This is a genomic window from Flavihumibacter profundi, from assembly GCF_020076305.1.
Classification (GTDB): Bacteria; Bacteroidota; Bacteroidia; order Chitinophagales; family Chitinophagaceae; genus Flavihumibacter; species Flavihumibacter profundi.
In genome coordinates this window covers 13932-31294 of record NZ_JAIQXE010000002.1, presented here as the reverse complement: position 1 = coordinate 31294, position 17363 = coordinate 13932, and the positions used below count along the sequence as shown (strand labels likewise).

Annotated in this window: 13 protein-coding genes; 10 read left to right on the top strand and 3 right to left on the bottom strand. The window is 43.4% G+C overall.

Going from position 1 to position 17363, the window contains the following annotated elements; all coding sequences use genetic code 11:
- The first annotated feature begins 74 nt into the window (after positions 1-74).
- The 7 genes from LAQ65_RS09890 to LAQ65_RS09860 all read left to right on the top strand — a co-directional run bounded on the left by LAQ65_RS09890 (position 75) and on the right by LAQ65_RS09860 (position 6306).
- Complete coding sequence (locus LAQ65_RS09890) at positions 75-1889, top strand: hypothetical protein (protein ID WP_224116801.1); 1815 nt, start codon at positions 75-77, stop codon at positions 1887-1889.
- Positions 1890-1985: 96 nt separating this feature from the next.
- The gene (gene ric / locus LAQ65_RS09885) at positions 1986-2945 is read left to right on the top strand and encodes an iron-sulfur cluster repair di-iron protein (RefSeq protein WP_224116800.1); all 960 of its coding nucleotides are present in this window, start codon (positions 1986-1988) and stop codon (positions 2943-2945) included.
- Positions 2942-3418 carry a hemerythrin domain-containing protein gene (locus LAQ65_RS09880; protein ID WP_224116799.1) on the top strand — a complete coding sequence of 159 codons (477 nt, stop codon included), beginning with the start codon at positions 2942-2944 and terminating at the stop codon, positions 3416-3418. Before ric ends, LAQ65_RS09880 begins: the two co-directional genes overlap by 4 nt.
- A gap of 11 nt (positions 3419-3429) precedes the next feature.
- Positions 3430-4266 carry a DUF2249 domain-containing protein gene (locus LAQ65_RS09875; RefSeq protein ID WP_224116798.1) on the top strand — a complete coding sequence of 279 codons (837 nt, stop codon included), beginning with the start codon at positions 3430-3432 and terminating at the stop codon, positions 4264-4266.
- Complete coding sequence (locus tag LAQ65_RS09870) at positions 4259-5551, top strand: cytochrome C oxidase subunit I (RefSeq protein ID WP_224116797.1); 1293 nt, start codon at positions 4259-4261, stop codon at positions 5549-5551. Before LAQ65_RS09875 ends, LAQ65_RS09870 begins: the two co-directional genes overlap by 8 nt.
- Positions 5548-5871: a metal-sulfur cluster assembly factor gene (locus LAQ65_RS09865; protein ID WP_224116796.1), complete on the top strand. Its 324-nt coding sequence runs from the start codon at positions 5548-5550 to the stop codon at positions 5869-5871. Before LAQ65_RS09870 ends, LAQ65_RS09865 begins: the two co-directional genes overlap by 4 nt.
- 3 nt (positions 5872-5874) lie before the next feature.
- Positions 5875-6306, top strand: coding sequence for an RrF2 family transcriptional regulator (locus LAQ65_RS09860; RefSeq protein ID WP_224116795.1), 432 nt, complete (start codon positions 5875-5877; stop codon positions 6304-6306).
- Between the two features lies 1 nt (position 6307).
- Here the strand turns inward: LAQ65_RS09860 and LAQ65_RS09855 are convergent, their stop codons facing one another.
- On the bottom strand, positions 6308-7987 hold the full coding sequence (locus LAQ65_RS09855; protein WP_224116794.1) for a glycoside hydrolase family 32 protein: 1680 nt from the start codon (positions 7985-7987) through the stop codon (positions 6308-6310).
- A gap of 108 nt (positions 7988-8095) precedes the next feature.
- Between LAQ65_RS09855 and LAQ65_RS09850 the strand changes: the two genes are divergently transcribed.
- Positions 8096-9454 carry a Gfo/Idh/MocA family protein gene (locus tag LAQ65_RS09850; RefSeq protein WP_224116793.1) on the top strand — a complete coding sequence of 453 codons (1359 nt, stop codon included), beginning with the start codon at positions 8096-8098 and terminating at the stop codon, positions 9452-9454.
- 2634 nt (positions 9455-12088) lie between these two features.
- Here the strand turns inward: LAQ65_RS09850 and LAQ65_RS09845 are convergent.
- On the bottom strand, positions 12089-12799 hold the full coding sequence (locus LAQ65_RS09845; RefSeq protein ID WP_224116792.1) for a hypothetical protein: 711 nt from the start codon (positions 12797-12799) through the stop codon (positions 12089-12091).
- Positions 12800-13074: 275 nt separating this feature from the next.
- Here LAQ65_RS09845 and LAQ65_RS09840 point away from each other — a divergent pair, with 275 nt between their 5' ends.
- Positions 13075-14712 (top strand): tetratricopeptide repeat protein, encoded by a 1638-nt coding sequence (locus LAQ65_RS09840; RefSeq protein ID WP_224116791.1) that lies wholly within the window; start codon positions 13075-13077, stop codon positions 14710-14712.
- A gap of 77 nt (positions 14713-14789) precedes the next feature.
- On the opposite strand, the gene LAQ65_RS09835 is transcribed toward LAQ65_RS09840, so the two are convergent.
- Positions 14790-15407 carry a c-type cytochrome gene (locus LAQ65_RS09835; protein ID WP_224116790.1) on the bottom strand — a complete coding sequence of 206 codons (618 nt, stop codon included), beginning with the start codon at positions 15405-15407 and terminating at the stop codon, positions 14790-14792.
- A 349-nt stretch (positions 15408-15756) separates the two neighbouring features.
- Here LAQ65_RS09835 and LAQ65_RS09830 point away from each other — a divergent pair, with 349 nt between their 5' ends.
- Complete coding sequence (locus LAQ65_RS09830; protein ID WP_224116789.1) at positions 15757-17355, top strand: DUF6298 domain-containing protein; 1599 nt, start codon at positions 15757-15759, stop codon at positions 17353-17355.
- The last annotated feature ends 8 nt before the right edge of the window (positions 17356-17363 follow it).

Sequence of the window (17363 nt, the reverse complement as noted above, 5' to 3'; positions counted from 1 at the left end):
ATCAACACCGGATCGTAAAGCCAGGTCCATAAATGCGCTTTAACCAACAGCTGCTTTAAAAAGAAAAAAACCATATGAATTATACTTCAGCACACAAATTCCACATCCCGGTAATGGGCCTGGCATACACAATTGACAGTCCGATTAAAGTAGCAAGGTTTGGCATTTCGTCCGCTATTTCAATTGTCGAGGACCGGTTGATAGAAATGATGAGAAAACATTATTACCCGACTATTAACCAGGCGTACAAACCTATTTCTACCCATGAAGAAGATTACCGCGCTAAAAGGATTACAGATTACCTGAACCTGATAAATACCATAGTAAAGGCACAGGTTGAAAAACTAAAGCAGCTTCGGTTTGAGGCTGGCTCCGAAATAGAAAAATATTTTGAAATGCTGCCAGAGGATAATTCGCTGAAACAATTCTACCGAAGCATGACGAAAACCCATAACCCTGCGGAAAAAGAAAAGCTTGAATCTTTTTTACGGGAACAAATTAGTCCGGGTAGCATTGATGTAAACATCATGACCAAAGTAGACCGGAATAATTATGACAGCCGGGGCATTTTACTGGAAAATGGATCAGACGCTGTTGCTGCTTTAAGGGGCTTTGTAAAAAGCAACCTCGATAATTCTTCCGTAGTATTTTCAGCCGGTTTGAACCCAAGGTTATATAATTACCTGGAAAACTGCACTGAATTTGATGCTGATGAAAATGGCAGGTTTGCCAAAAAGGTAATTGTAAAAGTCAGTGATTACCGTTCCGCATTGATACAAGGCAAATACCTTGCAAAAAAAGGCATTTGGGTAAGTGAATTCCGCATTGAATCAGGACTAAACTGTGGCGGCCATGCTTTCGCAACAGATGGCTACCTGTTGGGCCCAATACTTGAAGAATTCAAAACCAACCGGCAGGAACTGATTGATTCCATATTTGACTTATACCAGGCTGCACTACTTAAAAAAAATGGCCGGCAATTTAACGCCCCTCATGAAATAGCAGTTTCTGTACAGGGTGGCATTGGTACCCATGAAGAAGATAATTTTTTACACCAGCAGTATAATATTACAAGTACAGGATGGGGAACGCCTTTTCTATTGGTTCCGGAAGCAACTACTGTAGATGATCATACCCTGAAGCTATTAAGCGAGGCGAAGGAAAAAGATGTAGTACTGAGCCGCAACTCACCCCTTGGCGTAAGGTTCCATTACCTGAAAGGGACCAGCTCCGAAAATGAAAAATTACTGCACATAAAAGAAGGAAAACCAGGTAGTCCGTGTACCGAAAAACACCTGGCATTAAATACTGAATTTTCAAAGGATCCCATCTGTACAGCTTCTAAAAAATACCAAAAGCTGAAACTTGAAGAACTGAAATCACAAAACCTGCCGGAACAGGAATACCAGCGGCTGGTGAATAACGTGCTGGACAAAGAATGTTTATGCGTAGGCCTGAGTAATTCGGCAGCCATTACCTACAAAGAAACCTTCGTTAAAAACCGGAAGGAAGTGAATATCTGCCCAGGCCCGAATATTGCCAACTTTTCCAGGGTTGTGTCCTTACAAACTATGACCGACCATATTTATGGAAGGAAAAACCTGGTTACCAACCCCAACAGGCCACATATGTTTATTGCCGAACTGCACATATACATTGATTACCTGAAATCAGTACTGGAAGAAGATCTTCAATCGGGGGAATTTTCTAAAAGGAAAAAATTTTACACTTCCTTTTACCAGAATCTCAAAGATGGCATAAAATACTACCGCCGGTTCTCGTATACATCGGAGCCTTTCGGTTACCAATTTGTTAAATCCCTCGACAATGCTTCAACAGAACTGGATGCTTTAATTAAACAGTACGCTCTCCAGGATGTGAACAGCTGACGGCTAAAATAATTTCCATAATAAAAGTATTTAAATGCTTTTATTATGGATTTCTTTATATCTTTGCAGTATTGATTCAAATCTAAACATCAGTATATGCAAGCCACAGCAGAAAATATCTTGAATGTAACGCTACTGGAACCACGGCAAAAACATCCCACCATTTTTGTTCGTTTTGATGAGCTGGAAGAAGGTGAAAGCCTGACTATCCATAACGACCATGACCCTAAACCATTATACTACCAGTTATTGGGGGAAAGGGGAAATATTTTTACCTGGGAATACCTTGAACAGGGTCCGGAGTGGTGGAAAGTTCAGATCACAAAGCGCATCACGGGAGAAAATGAGGAAACACTTGGGCAGATTGTTGCAAGGGACTTGCGTAAAGCGCAAATCTTTAAAAAATATGGCATCGACTTTTGCTGCGGTGGTAAAAAAACAGTGAAGGAAGCTTGTGCAGAAAAAGGGCTCGATACCACTAAAATTGAACAGGAATTGCAACAGGCAGATAAAATGCCCGCATCCCGGCCACTTCCTTACGGGGACTGGAGCCTTGATTTCCTGGCAGATTACATTGTTAATACCCATCACGCCTATGTCAGGAAAAATTTACCCGATATCCGGGCTTATGCAGAAAAAGTAAACCTGGTACATGGCGGCCGGCATCCTGAATTAGTTCGTATTCACCAGCTCGTAGAAGAAGTGTATGCAGAACTTACAAGCCACATGATAAAGGAAGAAAAAGTACTGTTTCCCTATATCAAAGAATTAGTGGCAAGCCTGAACAATGCACAACCATTGCACGCCGCACACTTTGGAACAGTACAAAACCCCATCAATATGATGGAGATGGAACATGAGATGGTGGGAAAGAACCTGGAAGAAATCAGGCAACTTTCCGGCAATTATAAATTACCAGAAGACGCTTGTGCCTCCTACAGCCTATTGTACAGGTTGCTTGACGAATTTGAGGATGACCTTCATTTGCATATCCATCTTGAAAATAATATCCTGTTTCCGAAAGCGCTTGAAATTGAACAACGAATCACCAAATGAAAGACCATACTCCTATAAAACGGCACCAGGCCCTTGTCTCATTTTCCAAAGACCATCACTTTGGTCTGTTATTGGTTTGGAAAATCAGGCAGGGCCTGGACAATGCCATAAGTACTGAACGGATCTGCAATTATATCCAGTACTTTTTTAAAGAAGACCTTGCAAAACATTTTAAGGAAGAAGAGGAAATGCTTTTTAGCAAATTGCCTGCTGATGATAGTTTGAGAAAACAGGCAGAAGGAGAACACCAGTTGATTAAGAACCTTGTAGCAAATATGGCATCTAAAAACCCTGCACTCCCCGGCCAACTGGCAGACCTTTTAGAGAAACATATCCGGTTTGAAGAAAGGGAATTATTCAACCACCTGCAGGAATCAATGCCCATCCATGATTTGGAAGCTATTACCATGCGCATGTCAAATAACAGCAAGGAGATTGATGATAAATGGCCGGATGCTTTCTGGCAGAAATAAACCGGGATATTATGACAATCAATGCCCATACAAAAATTGGCGCTCTACTGAAGCAAAATCCCGAAGCGCTGGATGCTATAGTTAGCCTCTCCCCAAAATTCATCAAATTGCGAAACCCTGTTTTACGTAAAGTAATTGCAGGCAGGACGAGTATTGCTACTGCATCCAGACTGGGGGGTTGTTCCGTGGAAGATTTTTTTAACAAACTACAACCATTGGGATTTGAGATAGACAGGACATCAACAATACAGGAAGCAACTGGTATAAGTAGCGTGATGCCCGATTTCCTGAAAAATTGCCCGGCTGATCAAATTACCGAATTGGATGTAAGGCCATTAATTGAATCCGGAAAAGACCCGCTGGATATTATCCTGTATAAATTAAAAGCGCTGGAATCCGGCAAGGTTTTAATGATTGTCAATAGTTTTGAACCAACGCCATTAATATTATTGCTCAGTAAGAAGGGTTTTAAATCATTTACTGATACGATTAGCAACGACCTGGTGCATACTTTTTTTTATAAAGATTCAGAGGCGCCCCTGATATTTGATGCTAATGAATCCCTGCATTTACCAGAAGGGAAGCCTGAAAGCTGGGCAGAATTATTGGACCGGTTTAAAGGCCGGCTGGAAACCATTGATGTCCGGAGCCTGCCAATGCCCTTGCCCATGCATACCATCCTGGAAGCACTTGAAAATTTGCCGATGGATAAGGCCCTTTTTGTTTATCATAAACGAATCCCCGTATTCCTGCTACCAGAACTTAATGAACGGAAATTAAGTTACCGTATCAATGAAATCAGCGAAACGGAAGTTGAGCTCTTAATTTACAAGGAACAACATGCTTAGTTTTAACGGAAGTCCCGGACCTGCACGTACTACTTCATACAATGTAGTCCTTCCGTTTTATACATATGCTGCCTTTGCATTTTTCGCAGCTACATTACTGATGGTATTCTCACCTGGTGATTTTATTAACCATTATTTCCAGCCGCATATATTGGCCATCACCCATATTATGGTTCTGGGCTTTGGCACAATGATTATTCTCGGCGCCAGCCACCAGTTGGTACCGGTGCTGATTGAAGGAGAATTATATAGTAAGCAGCTCGCTCTATTTTCCTTTTTAGTTGCGGCTGCCGGTATCCCGGTATTGTCTTATGGCTTTTATGTTTTTAATATGGGCTGGCCGGCCAAATGGGGTGGGCTACTTGTGGTTCTTGCCATTATTGCATATGTCATAAACCTGGCAATGAGTATGCATAAAAGTAGCCAGGAAAATGTGCATGCTGTATTTGTGTTAACCGCTTCACTATGGTTGCTGGCAACCGCCTCCGTAGGGTTATTACTGGTGTACAATTTCAGTTACCCGATATTGTCCAGGAATTCGGTTGAATATTTATCCCTCCATGCACATATGGGAATAACCGGTTGGTTTTTATTACTGATTATCGGGATTGGTTCGAGACTGATTCCCATGTTCATGATTTCCAAATATAACCAACCAAAAATTCTTTGGTGGATCTACGGATTGATCAATGCCGGGTTATTGTTGTTCGTATTGATTTTTATTTATAGGCCTGGTGGATGGATATGGATATTTCCGGTTTTTCCTATCGGCATGGCGCTGGTTTTATTTGGAAATTATTGTTACCGCTCCTGGCAGCAGCGTATTCGCAAGAAACTGGACGAACAAATGAAAATCTCGCTGCTATCTGTGCTGTTGGTGTCTCTGCCGCTGCTCTTTCTTATAGGGATTATCATTGCGATAGTGATGGCAAATGAAGTACAGAGAAGTCTTGTTATTGCTTACGGTTTCATAATAATTTTTGGATGGATCGCTTCTATCATCCTGGGAATGACCTTTAAAACACTCCCTTTCATTGTATGGAATAAAGTATATCACCTGAAAGCAGGGATTTCAAAAACACCTAACCCAAAAGACCTCTTCAGTGCCGGAATTTTTAAATGGATGATCCTGTTTTATATACCCGGGCTTGCATTATTTACAGCAGGGATCCTGTTCCGTGAAATCATTGTTTTACAATTGTCGGCTATCCTGTTACTATTCGCAGCTGCATTGTATAACCTGAATGTAATAAAAGTGATGATGCATAAACCTGTTACCTTATGAGCGTTATTACCAACGACAATATAAAATGTACAGAAGCCCTCGCGGGTTTGGAAAATGTCATTGATCCCGAGATTGGTTTAAATGTTGTTGACCTTGGATTAATTTACCAACTGGATTTTGATGAGATGGATAAAAAGCTTTATTGTACTATGACATTAACCACGCAATTTTGCCCAATGGGTGAATCCATTGTACATGCCGTGAAAGAAAACTTAGGTAAAAGCTTCAGTAATTACGATGTTCAGGTAGCATTAAATTTTGACCGGCCCTGGAGCCATGAGATGATATCAACCAAAGGAATGAATTTTTTAAACGAATAATAAATGCTCAGCTTAACCTGCAAGACAGCTATTAAAGCCGTTATTTACCTGGCATCAAAATTTGAGAGCGGTGAGAAATCTGGCATTAAAGAAATAGCAGAATTCATTGATGCCAGCGAACATACCGTTGGCAAAATGCTGCAAACACTGGTGAAGGCCGAAGTAATTAATAGTGCAAAAGGTCCTACTGGTGGATTCTTTATTACTGGGAAGCAAAAGAACCAGGCAATAATTAAAATTATCGATGCCGTTGATGGCAAAAACGTTTTTGAGGAATGCGGACTTGGGTTAAGTAAATGTTCCGCAACCCATCAATGCCCGATACATAATGACTATAAGGTTGTCAGGGATAAGTTCAAGACCCTTTGCCAGCAAAAAAAAGTAAGCGATTTGTGTGATACCGTAAATGATGGACTGGCTTACCTGGTTGGTTAAATCAATATGGATTAGACGGGCTCAATTCCCATGCTTTCACCGTTTTTACTTTCAAATTACCTCCCTTTGCAAACAGGCTTATCCCTTTGCCCCCGAGTGTAGGATAAACCCTTCTTGCAATCGCCTGGCGATCGTTAGCAAATACTTCAACTATCGATTTATCAATGAAAATCCTTAAAACAAGCGGTTCCCCGTTTTTTAGTTCCAGTGGCGCTTCTTCAATAATTTTACGACCAGGTCCTAAACCGGATTTCCTGGTATCAACCTTTAATTTCTTATCTGAATTATCGTAATAAATTACAGTTTCCTCGCGACCATCTTCAGATACATTTACTTTTACGCCATACTGCTTAGCAGTATTAGGACGGAATGTTACTTCCAGCTCCATCAATTCATTTCCCGGCTTTTCCAATTTTACTTCGGTACCAGAGTTTACATTCACATCTGAAAGCAAGGATTCTTTCATTCTTAAGGTTTCATATTCTTTTACCGGCCTCATCCTGAGCGTGCCATCCTCGCCTGACCACAAAGTCCGGGCCAGTCCATAAGTGCCTGTCCAGCCATTATAATCAATGGCTGAATCGGGCCTGTCATCAAATATCCAGCTCCAGGTGATTTGTCGCCCTTTGTCATCCACCAGGGCTTCAGGGGCAAAATAGGCATTGTCATTCCAGGTCATCCGGCCATGACTCCCAGGGTAAAATAAATTGTTAGCGTAGTTGCCTACATAATATTGCGCACCCTTGTTATGGCTGATAAAGAGCAAAAGATGTTTGCCACCTGGCTTCCCGCCTTCCGGCCCGGATGGTAAAGGCAAAAAACTGGGACACATATTATCTTCCGTATTATCGGTCCATTTGCGGTCCGATTTATAAAACTCATGCAGGTATTCCCATTGATTCAGGTTATCAGATGAAAATAAATAGAGATGATCACCCTGGTAATTCAGCGAGTCGGGAGGAAGTCCAGGTCCATCTTCCATATTTGCAGGTAACCCTGGCCCGCGGGACCCGTATTTCCTGAGTACTAATAAATTCCCGGTGAGGAGATAATATTTACCGTCTTTCTTCCAAATGTTGGAGGGGTCTGCAGAGCCTATATGGAACTCTTTACCCTTTGCATCCTTCATATCAGTGATACCCCATTCGGTTGACTTAATAACCGGGTTATTTTCCAGTTTCTTCCACTGGTTAAAGTTATGGTCTGTACTTTTTGCAAGTCCAATACCTTTATTTCCCCAAAGCATCCAATAAGACAATATTGCCGAGCCATCATCATCAACAAATGCCCCGCCGCTAAAACATCCTTCATCTCCATTTCCAGGCATGATTGCATCCGGATGATGGCGCCAGTGCAAAAGATCCGAACTTGAAACATGCCCCCATGAAAAACCTGTTCCCTCCCTGTTATACAGGTACATTAAATGATATTGCCCATTAGCGTAAAATGCCCCGTTAGGATCACCCGGACGGCCGTCACCTTCGGGAAAAGAAAAATGATATGCAGGCCTATAAGGATCTGCCAAAAGGCGCTCCCTGAATTCACGGGTTGTATTAATGACCTCCTTAGGGATGTTTTGGTTCGCCTCAATATGAGCAGGGGCAGGCAATTGTTTTTCCTGTGATTCAGATGACAGGCTAAGTAAAAAAAGAGCTGCCAATAAAAATAGAAACTGTTTCATGATCAAAAAGGTAATCATTATGCAGCAAAATATATGACCTGGTATTTATATAATTGATTGTATTTTAACTCTAACTTTAAAATAGTCTATCCACCAAAAACAATTGCTATGAGCCTGAACCGCAGACAATTCATAAGAAATTCTTCTGCCCTGCTGGCCCTCACTTCCCTGCAAGCTGCCGGACTTCATGAATGGGGTTATCTGCCCAAACGGCGGGTCGCATTGATCGGTACCGGCTGGTATGGTAAAAGCGACCTGTTCAGGCTGATGCAGGTAGCGCCAACAGAAATAGTCGGGCTCTGCGATGTGGACAAACACCAGCTCGAGGAGGCTTCACAACTCATTGGCACTCGGTTGGGCAGCAATAAGAAAATTCCTCTTTTCGGCGATTACAGGAAACTGTTAGCAGAACAGAAACCAGAGATCGTGCTGATTGGATCACCAGACCATTGGCACGCCATGCAAGCCATTGATTCGATTAAATCCGGTGCACATGTATATGTCCAGAAGCCAATCAGCGTTGATGTGCTGGAAGGAGAAGCCATGCTTGCAGCGGCCAGGAAATATGACCGTGTTGTGCAAGTGGGCACCCAAAGGAGAAGTACGCCGCATTTAATTGAGGCTAAGAAGAATATCGTTGATGCCGGACTGTTAGGGGAGATCCATCATGTGGAAATGTGCTGCTATTACCACATGCGCAACAATAGCAATCCGCCTGCGCAGGCAGTGCCCGATTACCTGGATTATGAGATGTGGACCGGTCCCGCGCCATTGCGTCCTTATGACGGTTTACCGCACAGGGGCTGGTGGCGTGCATTCATGGAATATGGCAATGGGATCATGGGAGACATGTGTATCCATATGTTTGACGCAGTGCGGTGGATGCTTGGCCTGGGATGGCCAACCAGTATAAGTTCAACAGGAGGGATCTACCTTCCTAATCCTGGTAAAAGCAATATAGCAGATACGCAGACAGCGGTCTTTGCCTATGATAAATTGAATTGCGTATGGCAGCACCGCACCTGGGGAACAGCTTCGGATCCTGAATATCCCTGGGCTTTTAAAATTTATGGTGATAAAGGAACACTTTGCGGAAGCCCGATGCAATATGATTTCATACCGGCAGACAATGGTAAAAAGATCCACCGCGATACAGTGTATGAAAGGGAGAAATATCCGGAAGACCTGAAAGAAAAAGATATTGAGTTACATGCGGCACCAGCCACCAGGTTGCATATGCTAAACTTCCTGGATGCTATCAACACCCACAGCAGGCCTGTTGCAGATATCGAGCAGGGGCATATCTCCACGGCAAGTTGTATCCTGGCAAATTTGTCCATGAAACTAGGAAGGCCATTGCGCTATGATCCTGTAAAAAAAGAAGTGGTTGGCGATGCAGAAGCCACCAGGCTTTTGCAAAGGCCTTACCGGTCACCCTGGGTTCATCCGCATCCGGATACTATTTAAATTTAGTAGGTAAGGATCTTTTCTAAAAATCCAGTTGGCAGTTCGTGTGTTGGATTGAATTGGTTACCTGCTGCATAGTTTAATAAGCTTGCTTTCAATTGTCGTGCAGCGGGACGATTACCGGCATCGGTATCAAGGTCCAATGAACAGATAAGCAGCTTCCCCTTTCCAACCTTAGTTTCGAAAATAAGTCCCAGTTTATAATTACGTTCATAGTTGTCAATCATTTGTACGATAGGCCGGTAATCTGCGGGAGTCTCATTAAGAATGATTGCCTTCGACCTGTCGAATTTATCCTTCCAATCATGCTGTGCCGTATCGCCGGCTATGCTATAGGAGGACTGTGCCGTATACCTTCCCAACAGGTCGGCCCATTGCCAGTCGCTATGTTCTTCAGTCGGGAATCCAGCCAGGGCGGGATGCTTAGGGTTACAAAGAATACCCAATGTACCAACCTGGTTAAAAAGCCGCATGCTCCAGAAAGCGGGCATAAAAGAACCGGGAATGGCACTCCTGCCTTTCGTCACCGCAGGGAATTCACGTACTTCATCGGGGCCCATAAATGAAGACTGAATCTCATTCAGACCCTTATTGGGAGAAGAAAACAAAACGACATTTTCACCCCTTGCCAATGCCTGTTTTGTGGCATCATCAAAGTCATACACAACTTTAACCTGCCGGGGTATTTCCGGTTGCCGGTCCGGGTAGACCCAGATATTCCAACTGTTGGAAGTCCCCGCACCACTCAAGGTGACGATCAGGCGCGCCGGTCCGGGAACTGCTTTCAGTGATGCATGGATTTCTCCAAGTGCTGTGATTTTCCCGGTAATAATTTCCCGGTTTGCAAATTTTCCCGAGGCGATAATTTTCCCTTGTTCATCTTCTATCTTCCAGTTGGATGCCCCATTTAAACTTTTCGGGGCGTAATGGGATATTTCTGCTCGCGCATTAAATTCTTCATCGTTTGTATATACCCGTTTTGGCATACGCAACAGGCAAACAGTTGGACCGCAGAAGCGCCTGAAGGCTTCGGGTGTAATGAGACCCTTTGAATCCCAGAAAGCATCCAGCCAGCCGATCATTGCAGCACCCTCGCCCGTAAAATCACGGGCTTCAACAATTCCAAACCCGCCAAACGGATAAGTCCTGAAACAACCTTCGATCTCATCCTTATAAAGAGACACAGCAAACTGCCCGCTTGCCCGGGCAAATGATTTGTTCAGATCTGCCATATTATGCCTTGCGAGAGAATTGCGGTAGTTCTCGTAATTATATGGTTTCAGGTTGCCGGTGAACTTTGAAATCTGGTCATAGTCGGGGTAACTGGCCCACTGGCCCAGTTCATGGCCAATAGTTGGCAGGTCCAGCTGTTTGTATTTCTCCACTTCCTTTGTGCGGATTAGTGACCAGCGGTCCCAGTCGGTGGTCGGGCCTTTAACACCACGCATGCCGATCTCGGTTCCCCTTTCTGCGAAATCACCCTTTGTGATTGTATCGCCATCCTGGCAACGGTATAACATCCTTGTATCGACGCTTTTTCCCTTATTGACCAGTACATCCATTGGTCCGGGTGATTCGTTGCCCATAGCCATGAATGCGAAGGAGGGATTGTTGCCATAGTTTTCGAGAATGTGTTTCAGTTCATCTTCGAGGAACTGTTCGCGGGCAGGATGGGCTCCATATTCATCTGTAAAAATTGACCAGAAGGGAATTTCGACCTGTAAGAAATACCCCAATTCATTGGCGGCGAGGAAAGCAGCTTCAGGCGGGCACCAGGAATTGAAGCGCATGAAATTGAATCCGTAGGATTTGCAAATAGTAAATAGCCGAAGCCAGGAGGCTTTATCCATGGGCGGGTATTGCGTTTTCGGGTAAACGCATTCGTTATTCGGCCCCCGGAAAAGGGTGGGTCTTCCATTCAGGATAAACTGTCCGTTTTTTGTGGCCAGGCTTCTTATGCCATAAGGTATAATTTTCGTGTCGCTGTATTTTGGGGTGCTCAGGGTAACTTTCAATGCATTCATTTTGGGGGAGAACTCATCCCAATTGGGCAAGGTTGATTTGAAAGGTATCGCAATAACAGCACCACCAACGGGAACGGTTACGCGAGTATCCTGAACTGATGCCAGTTGCATTTTACCGGTAATGTTACCGATCTTAATTTTCAGGTTACCGGCAAAAACCTGTACCTGTTCAATCCAGACAGGATCTGTGGCGCGGAGTTCAATGCGGCCGATAATGCCATTCCAATTGCCCTGGGTATCATCAGCAATAGCAAAACCCCATTCACCGATGGGAAGCTTGATGGAATTGTCTACCCTGATGAGAAGGGTATGTTCACCAGGAGGGAGTATGCCGAGGTCGTACAGGTGCGGGGTAGATAAACTGTTCCTGAGGCCGAAGGGTTTACCATCCAGCCAGGCGGCGGTTTCCCACATGCATCTTTCCAGGAATAATTCCACACGCTTGCCTTGCCATTTTTGGGGAATCGATATTGTTTTCTGGTACCAGGCTTTACCGACGTACCTGAATTCGCGGGTCAGGCGGTTTGAGTCCTTGACCGTTGCCTTGGTGCCGAAGCCCTGTTCTTCACAGGAGCCAGGCAATTTGATATTGGCCAATTGCTGCACGGAATCAAAACGGAACTGCCATTCGCCGGCCAGGGATTGGACCTGGCTGAACACCTGTCCGGAGAAAAATAAGAGGATACCCAGCAGGATAGTCCTGTTTTTGCCAATGGGGTTCATTGGGGTTTGAATATTCATGCAAGTTTTTTTGGTCATGTTGCCTGTGGCGAAAAGATCGCGTAATAAGGGCAAAAAGCAAGTGATATTGCCGTAATCCCAGGAATAATCCTCTTTGGTTCCTGTTTACTTCTTTAGGTGAAAGGCCGGATGCCCGCACTGCCTGGATAGAAAGTTTTTTTCCTTTAATGTACGTGGTCGGGTCAAAAAGCAATTGCTCTTTTCCCATTATGCCCTGGCGGTAATATAATTTACCAAAGTTTTCGCCCGGCATTATTTTGAGATAAAAAACCCGTGCCCCTTCATAACGTGTCATCCCGGTCCCTGGCGGTTGCAATTTGTCCAGCATTTTCCATTCGGCAATCAATTCATCCCGACCCGTGATGTTATTCAAAACAGCATTACTAAAATCGGCTTGTTGTTTGAACCAATCAACGGCTTCGGGGTCTTTAAGATTTTCCAGCCAGCGATAAGGGTCTTTGTAGGTAACACCAAAATACGTATCGCTGCTGTCAACCGTTTTTGTTAGTGGATAGCGATACTGCGCCGATGAAGAGAAGAATAAAACGCATATAAGGAAAAAGGTGATGGAACTTTTCATATAATGCGATTTAGTTTTATGTTTTAGTACCCCTGGGAAACCGCTTAATTTAAGAGCCAATGAGCAGGCATTGCCAATGGTAAGGAATTTTATATTCGTCCTTCCGGAACAGCTGTTTCAGGAAATGTATTTACAGTAAAAATAAACAAGAATATAACCATAACGTTTCAAATGCGTAATAGCAGTGTTCGTGGCCTGTGAAACAGCCAATTTTCAGCAGGAAATTGTTATATTAATACCCTTGAAATTCTCCCCGGTCTATCAAATACAATCAAATGAAAAAGTATCTCCTGCTCCTGTTCATTGTAAGTGCAGCATTGACATCTCATGCGCAATTACAGGGTCAACCACTTATTGATTCTTTGATCACCCAAATTGCTAAAGCAAAGGAGGACACCAATAAAGTGATCATGCTGAATGATCTTAGCCTTACCTATTATTCGATAAACCCGGACGAAGGATTGAAGTATGGCCTGCAGGGCCTGTCGCTTGCTGAAAAATTGAATTGGAAAACAGGAATGGCTTATGCCTACAAAGTGATCGCCGGAAATTATGGATACGGAAAATCCGATTATGTCCGGGCGATAGAATATGCCTTAAAATCATTAGAACAGTTTAAGGAAATTGGCGATAAAAAAGGCACAGCTAAAATCCTGGGTGATATCGGGGTCATTTATTGGTTTAAATCCGATTTACCGAATGCCTTGAAATACTATTTTGATGCCTTGAAAATTCATGAAGAACGCGGCATAAAAAACGAAGTAGCCGCTACGCTTTGCAATATTGGCATCGTTTATAACAGCCTGGAAGATTACCCTAAAGCGCTGGATTATATGTTAAGGGCAAACAAGATAGATGAAGAACTGGGAAATAAAAGCGGCGTGGCAGCAAACCTGGCCAATATCGGGCAACTCTATATGAGCTTAGGCGACACTGCGAAATCTTTGGAAAGTAATCTACAATCGCTCGGGTTCTATGAAGCCGTAGGCGATAAAAATGGAATAGCCAGGAACCTTGGTAATATCGCCACGCTCTATACCTATAAAAAGGAGTATCCCAGGTCCCTGGAGTATAATGCAAAGGCCCTGGACTTATTTCAACAGCTTGGGGATAAAAGCGGAACAGCAAAAATCCTGGCTGATATCGGCAATACTTACTTAGAGATGGCAAAGAATAACAATACCGCTATGGCCTTGCAACATGCAAAAGACTATACGGCCCGGGCAATAACCATATCAGGGGAAATCGGTGATTTAAATACGCTATTGAACAATTATAAGCGATTGAGCGAAATACAATCCTTACAGGACGATTATAAAGGCGCGCTTGAAAGTTATAAGCAATACACCCTGTTCAAGGATTCTGTTTTCAATATGGAGAAAGATAAAAAGCTCACTGAAACAGCCATGCGATATGAGTTTGACAAAAAGGAAGCAGCCACCAAAGCAGCACAGGAGAAAAAAGATAGTACACAGCGTAATATTCGCAATTCCTTTATTGCCGGAGCTATCCTATTGTTATTGTTGCTTATCGGCTTAATAAATCGTTACCGGTATAAGCAAAAAGCCAATCAAGCGCTTACTGCAGCTTATGATAATTTAAAAGCCACACAACAGCAATTAATCCAATCAGAAAAAATGGCTGCATTTGGCGTTATGGCTACAAGAATGGCACATGAAATCCAGAACCCCCTCAACTTTGTCAATAACTTTTCAGAGATCTCTAAAGAATTGGTTGAGAACATGGTTACTGCTGAGGATGCAGCAGATAAAAAAGAAACTGCAGATCTATTGACCAGTAACCTTGAAAAAATACATCATCACGGCAACCGGGCAGCCGATATTATCAACCAATTGCAGAAACACGCACGGGCAGGAACAGTACAGAAATTTTTTGAGGATGAAAAAAATTAAGCCCTATAATAAAGCATACCAGGTCCTGTCCCGCCCAAGCGGGATATTTATTTACAACAGTTGAAAGCTCGTGATTATTATTTACGGGCTAATGCCGGGGGAGTTGGCTGAACTGAATTATTTTTTATGGGTTTAATGGTTCTCAGGTAGGCAAATATGGCCTTCAATTCATCGTCAGACATATGTTTAACCGGCATCATGGACATAGGGGGCATAAGGTGCCTTCCACCGGCAATTCCTTTACTGATACTATTCCTCAGTGCATAAACAAACTGTTCTTCCGTCCAACTGCCTGTGCCCGATGGATCAGGTGTCAGGTTAGCCGAATAAGAAATACCCCAGGGGCCGACCCAGGAAGTAAAATCTGCTGTAACGACCAAGCCCTTGCTTTCCGTTGCCTTCCTGTCGACTTCTGGTGCAGGTAATGTTTCAGGATGCCCGGATAACATTAAAGTGCTGTCATCTACAGGCCCCATGGGTGTCATTTTCTTGGGGGTATGGCAATCATTGCAACCTACAATAGTAACGAGGTGTTCACCCCATTTAGCCTGGGTTTCAAACCCTCCGAAATTGGGTTTTTCAGCTACAGTAGTTGGTTTAGTGGCCGGTTCTTCGGTTTTGTTGTTTGCACATCCGGTAAAACAAATGGCAGCGAATACCAGGCCTGTGATCAGGAGCAAATAGGACTTACGCATAAACGTGCGGTTTTATGATTAAAGAATAATTGTATAACTAAACCAGCAAGGGGGGTAATACAGATCATCGTTTGCCGATTAACCTGTTTTCGGAGAGCGGATCCTAATTTTAGAAAGGCCGGAATTCTATTTCAGTTAAAAGCTAAGAAATTTTATTCATTTCCGCAAACCCCTTTAGCGTGTACTGTACTTACTATATTGACCTATCCCGAGGTATGCCTGTTAATTAAAGACGCAATGAATTTGGTGGCTTCCTGTTCGCTCAATAGTAACACTACGGTTGGTCAACCCTGGTATAGATATCCTGAAAATGGATATCTTGTACGAATAACAAGAACCGGGATTCAATATGCAGACAATTCAATCATTCAAAAAAAGTTTATTTTATATTATCCTGTTTTTCTTGTCCCGGTCGGCTCATGCACAATTTACAGGTGATCGCAGTTATGTTTCAGGCAGTTCGTCGAATAGCAAAGACAGTATATTGAAGCCTGTTCGGGTGCATCCGGATAATCCGAAGTGTTTTTTATTCAGAGGTGAACCAATGGTGTTTTTAACAGCTACCGAACACTATGGCTCTGTGATGAACAGGCCGTTCCGATACGAACGGTACCTGGCAGATGCAGCTGCCAAAGGCATTACCTACACGAGATTGTTCCTCCTCTTCAGGGAACTTCAAAGTGCGCAGAATCCATACTCTACCTGTAAGCCGGAATCGCCGGATTATATTGCTCCTTTTCTTAGGACAGGCCCAGGCAAAGCCCTGGATGGAGAATTAAAATATGACCTCAATCAATGGAACCCTGAGTTTTTTTCCAGGCTGGATAAGTTTCTTGCCCTCGCCTCGCATTATGGAATTGTGGTGGAGTTAACGCTTTTGAGCAATACTTATGAACCGCCTGTCTGGGACCTGAACCCGGTAAAAGCAGAGAACAATATCAACGGAATGGAGAAGATAGAGTGGCCTGACTATATCACGATGCGTAATCCCAAAATATTTGACTTGCAAAAAAAATATGTCCGCAAGATCGTTGAGGTAACAAAGCGATTTGACAATATCATCTATGAAGTTTGTAACGAGGCCGGTGGAAATCTCCAGGGCAACAGCAAGAATGCCAGGCCATGGGAAGTCAATCAATGGCAGATGCAAATAGCAGATGTTATCCGCGATGCTGAAAAAGATATGCCCAATAAGCACCTGGTTGCGGGATTAGAGGCCTATAACGATTCTCCCTGGCAACAGTCTTCAGATAGTACTTTTCGTGGGCTGAAATTTGATATCGTGAATGTTCACCCTTTGCCAAATACCACCTATCATGGAAAGAGCTACTATATGGGTGATTTTATGTCAAAGCAACTAAAACTGAGGGAATTACTTGACTTTTGCCTCGCGACCTACAACGAAGCCAAACCTTTGAATTTTGATGAAGATAATGTTGCCAGTTCGTATAAGGATTACGAAGGATGGACGATTGACCGGAAGCGGGCATGGGTAACCCTTTTATCCGGGGCACATTATGATATCATTGATTTCAGTATCATTAACTATTCCGAAACAGGCACAGACAGTTCACAAAAATACCTCAGGACCTGGTTTAAAAATTTGTCTGCCTACATGCGAAGTGTTGACATCGTGCATGCGAAACCGATCGCGAACTGGTTAAAAGAAAAACCGGACCATTTATTAGCGGCAGTATATGGGATACCGGGTAAAGATTACAATATTTACCTGGCGGATGAACGGGAGCTGACCGATAAGGATGCAGGCAAACCGATTCGTGGCAATATCCGGTTTGACCTTCCAGAAGGATCTTATGAGATGCGTACTTACGCACCAGAAACCGGATTGTATTCACCTGGGATAAGCATTCAGGGATCAAAGGATCTACAGTTTTATACCCCAGAAATCCATGGAGATCTTGTTATACGGATAATGAGAATTAATTAGCCTGGGAT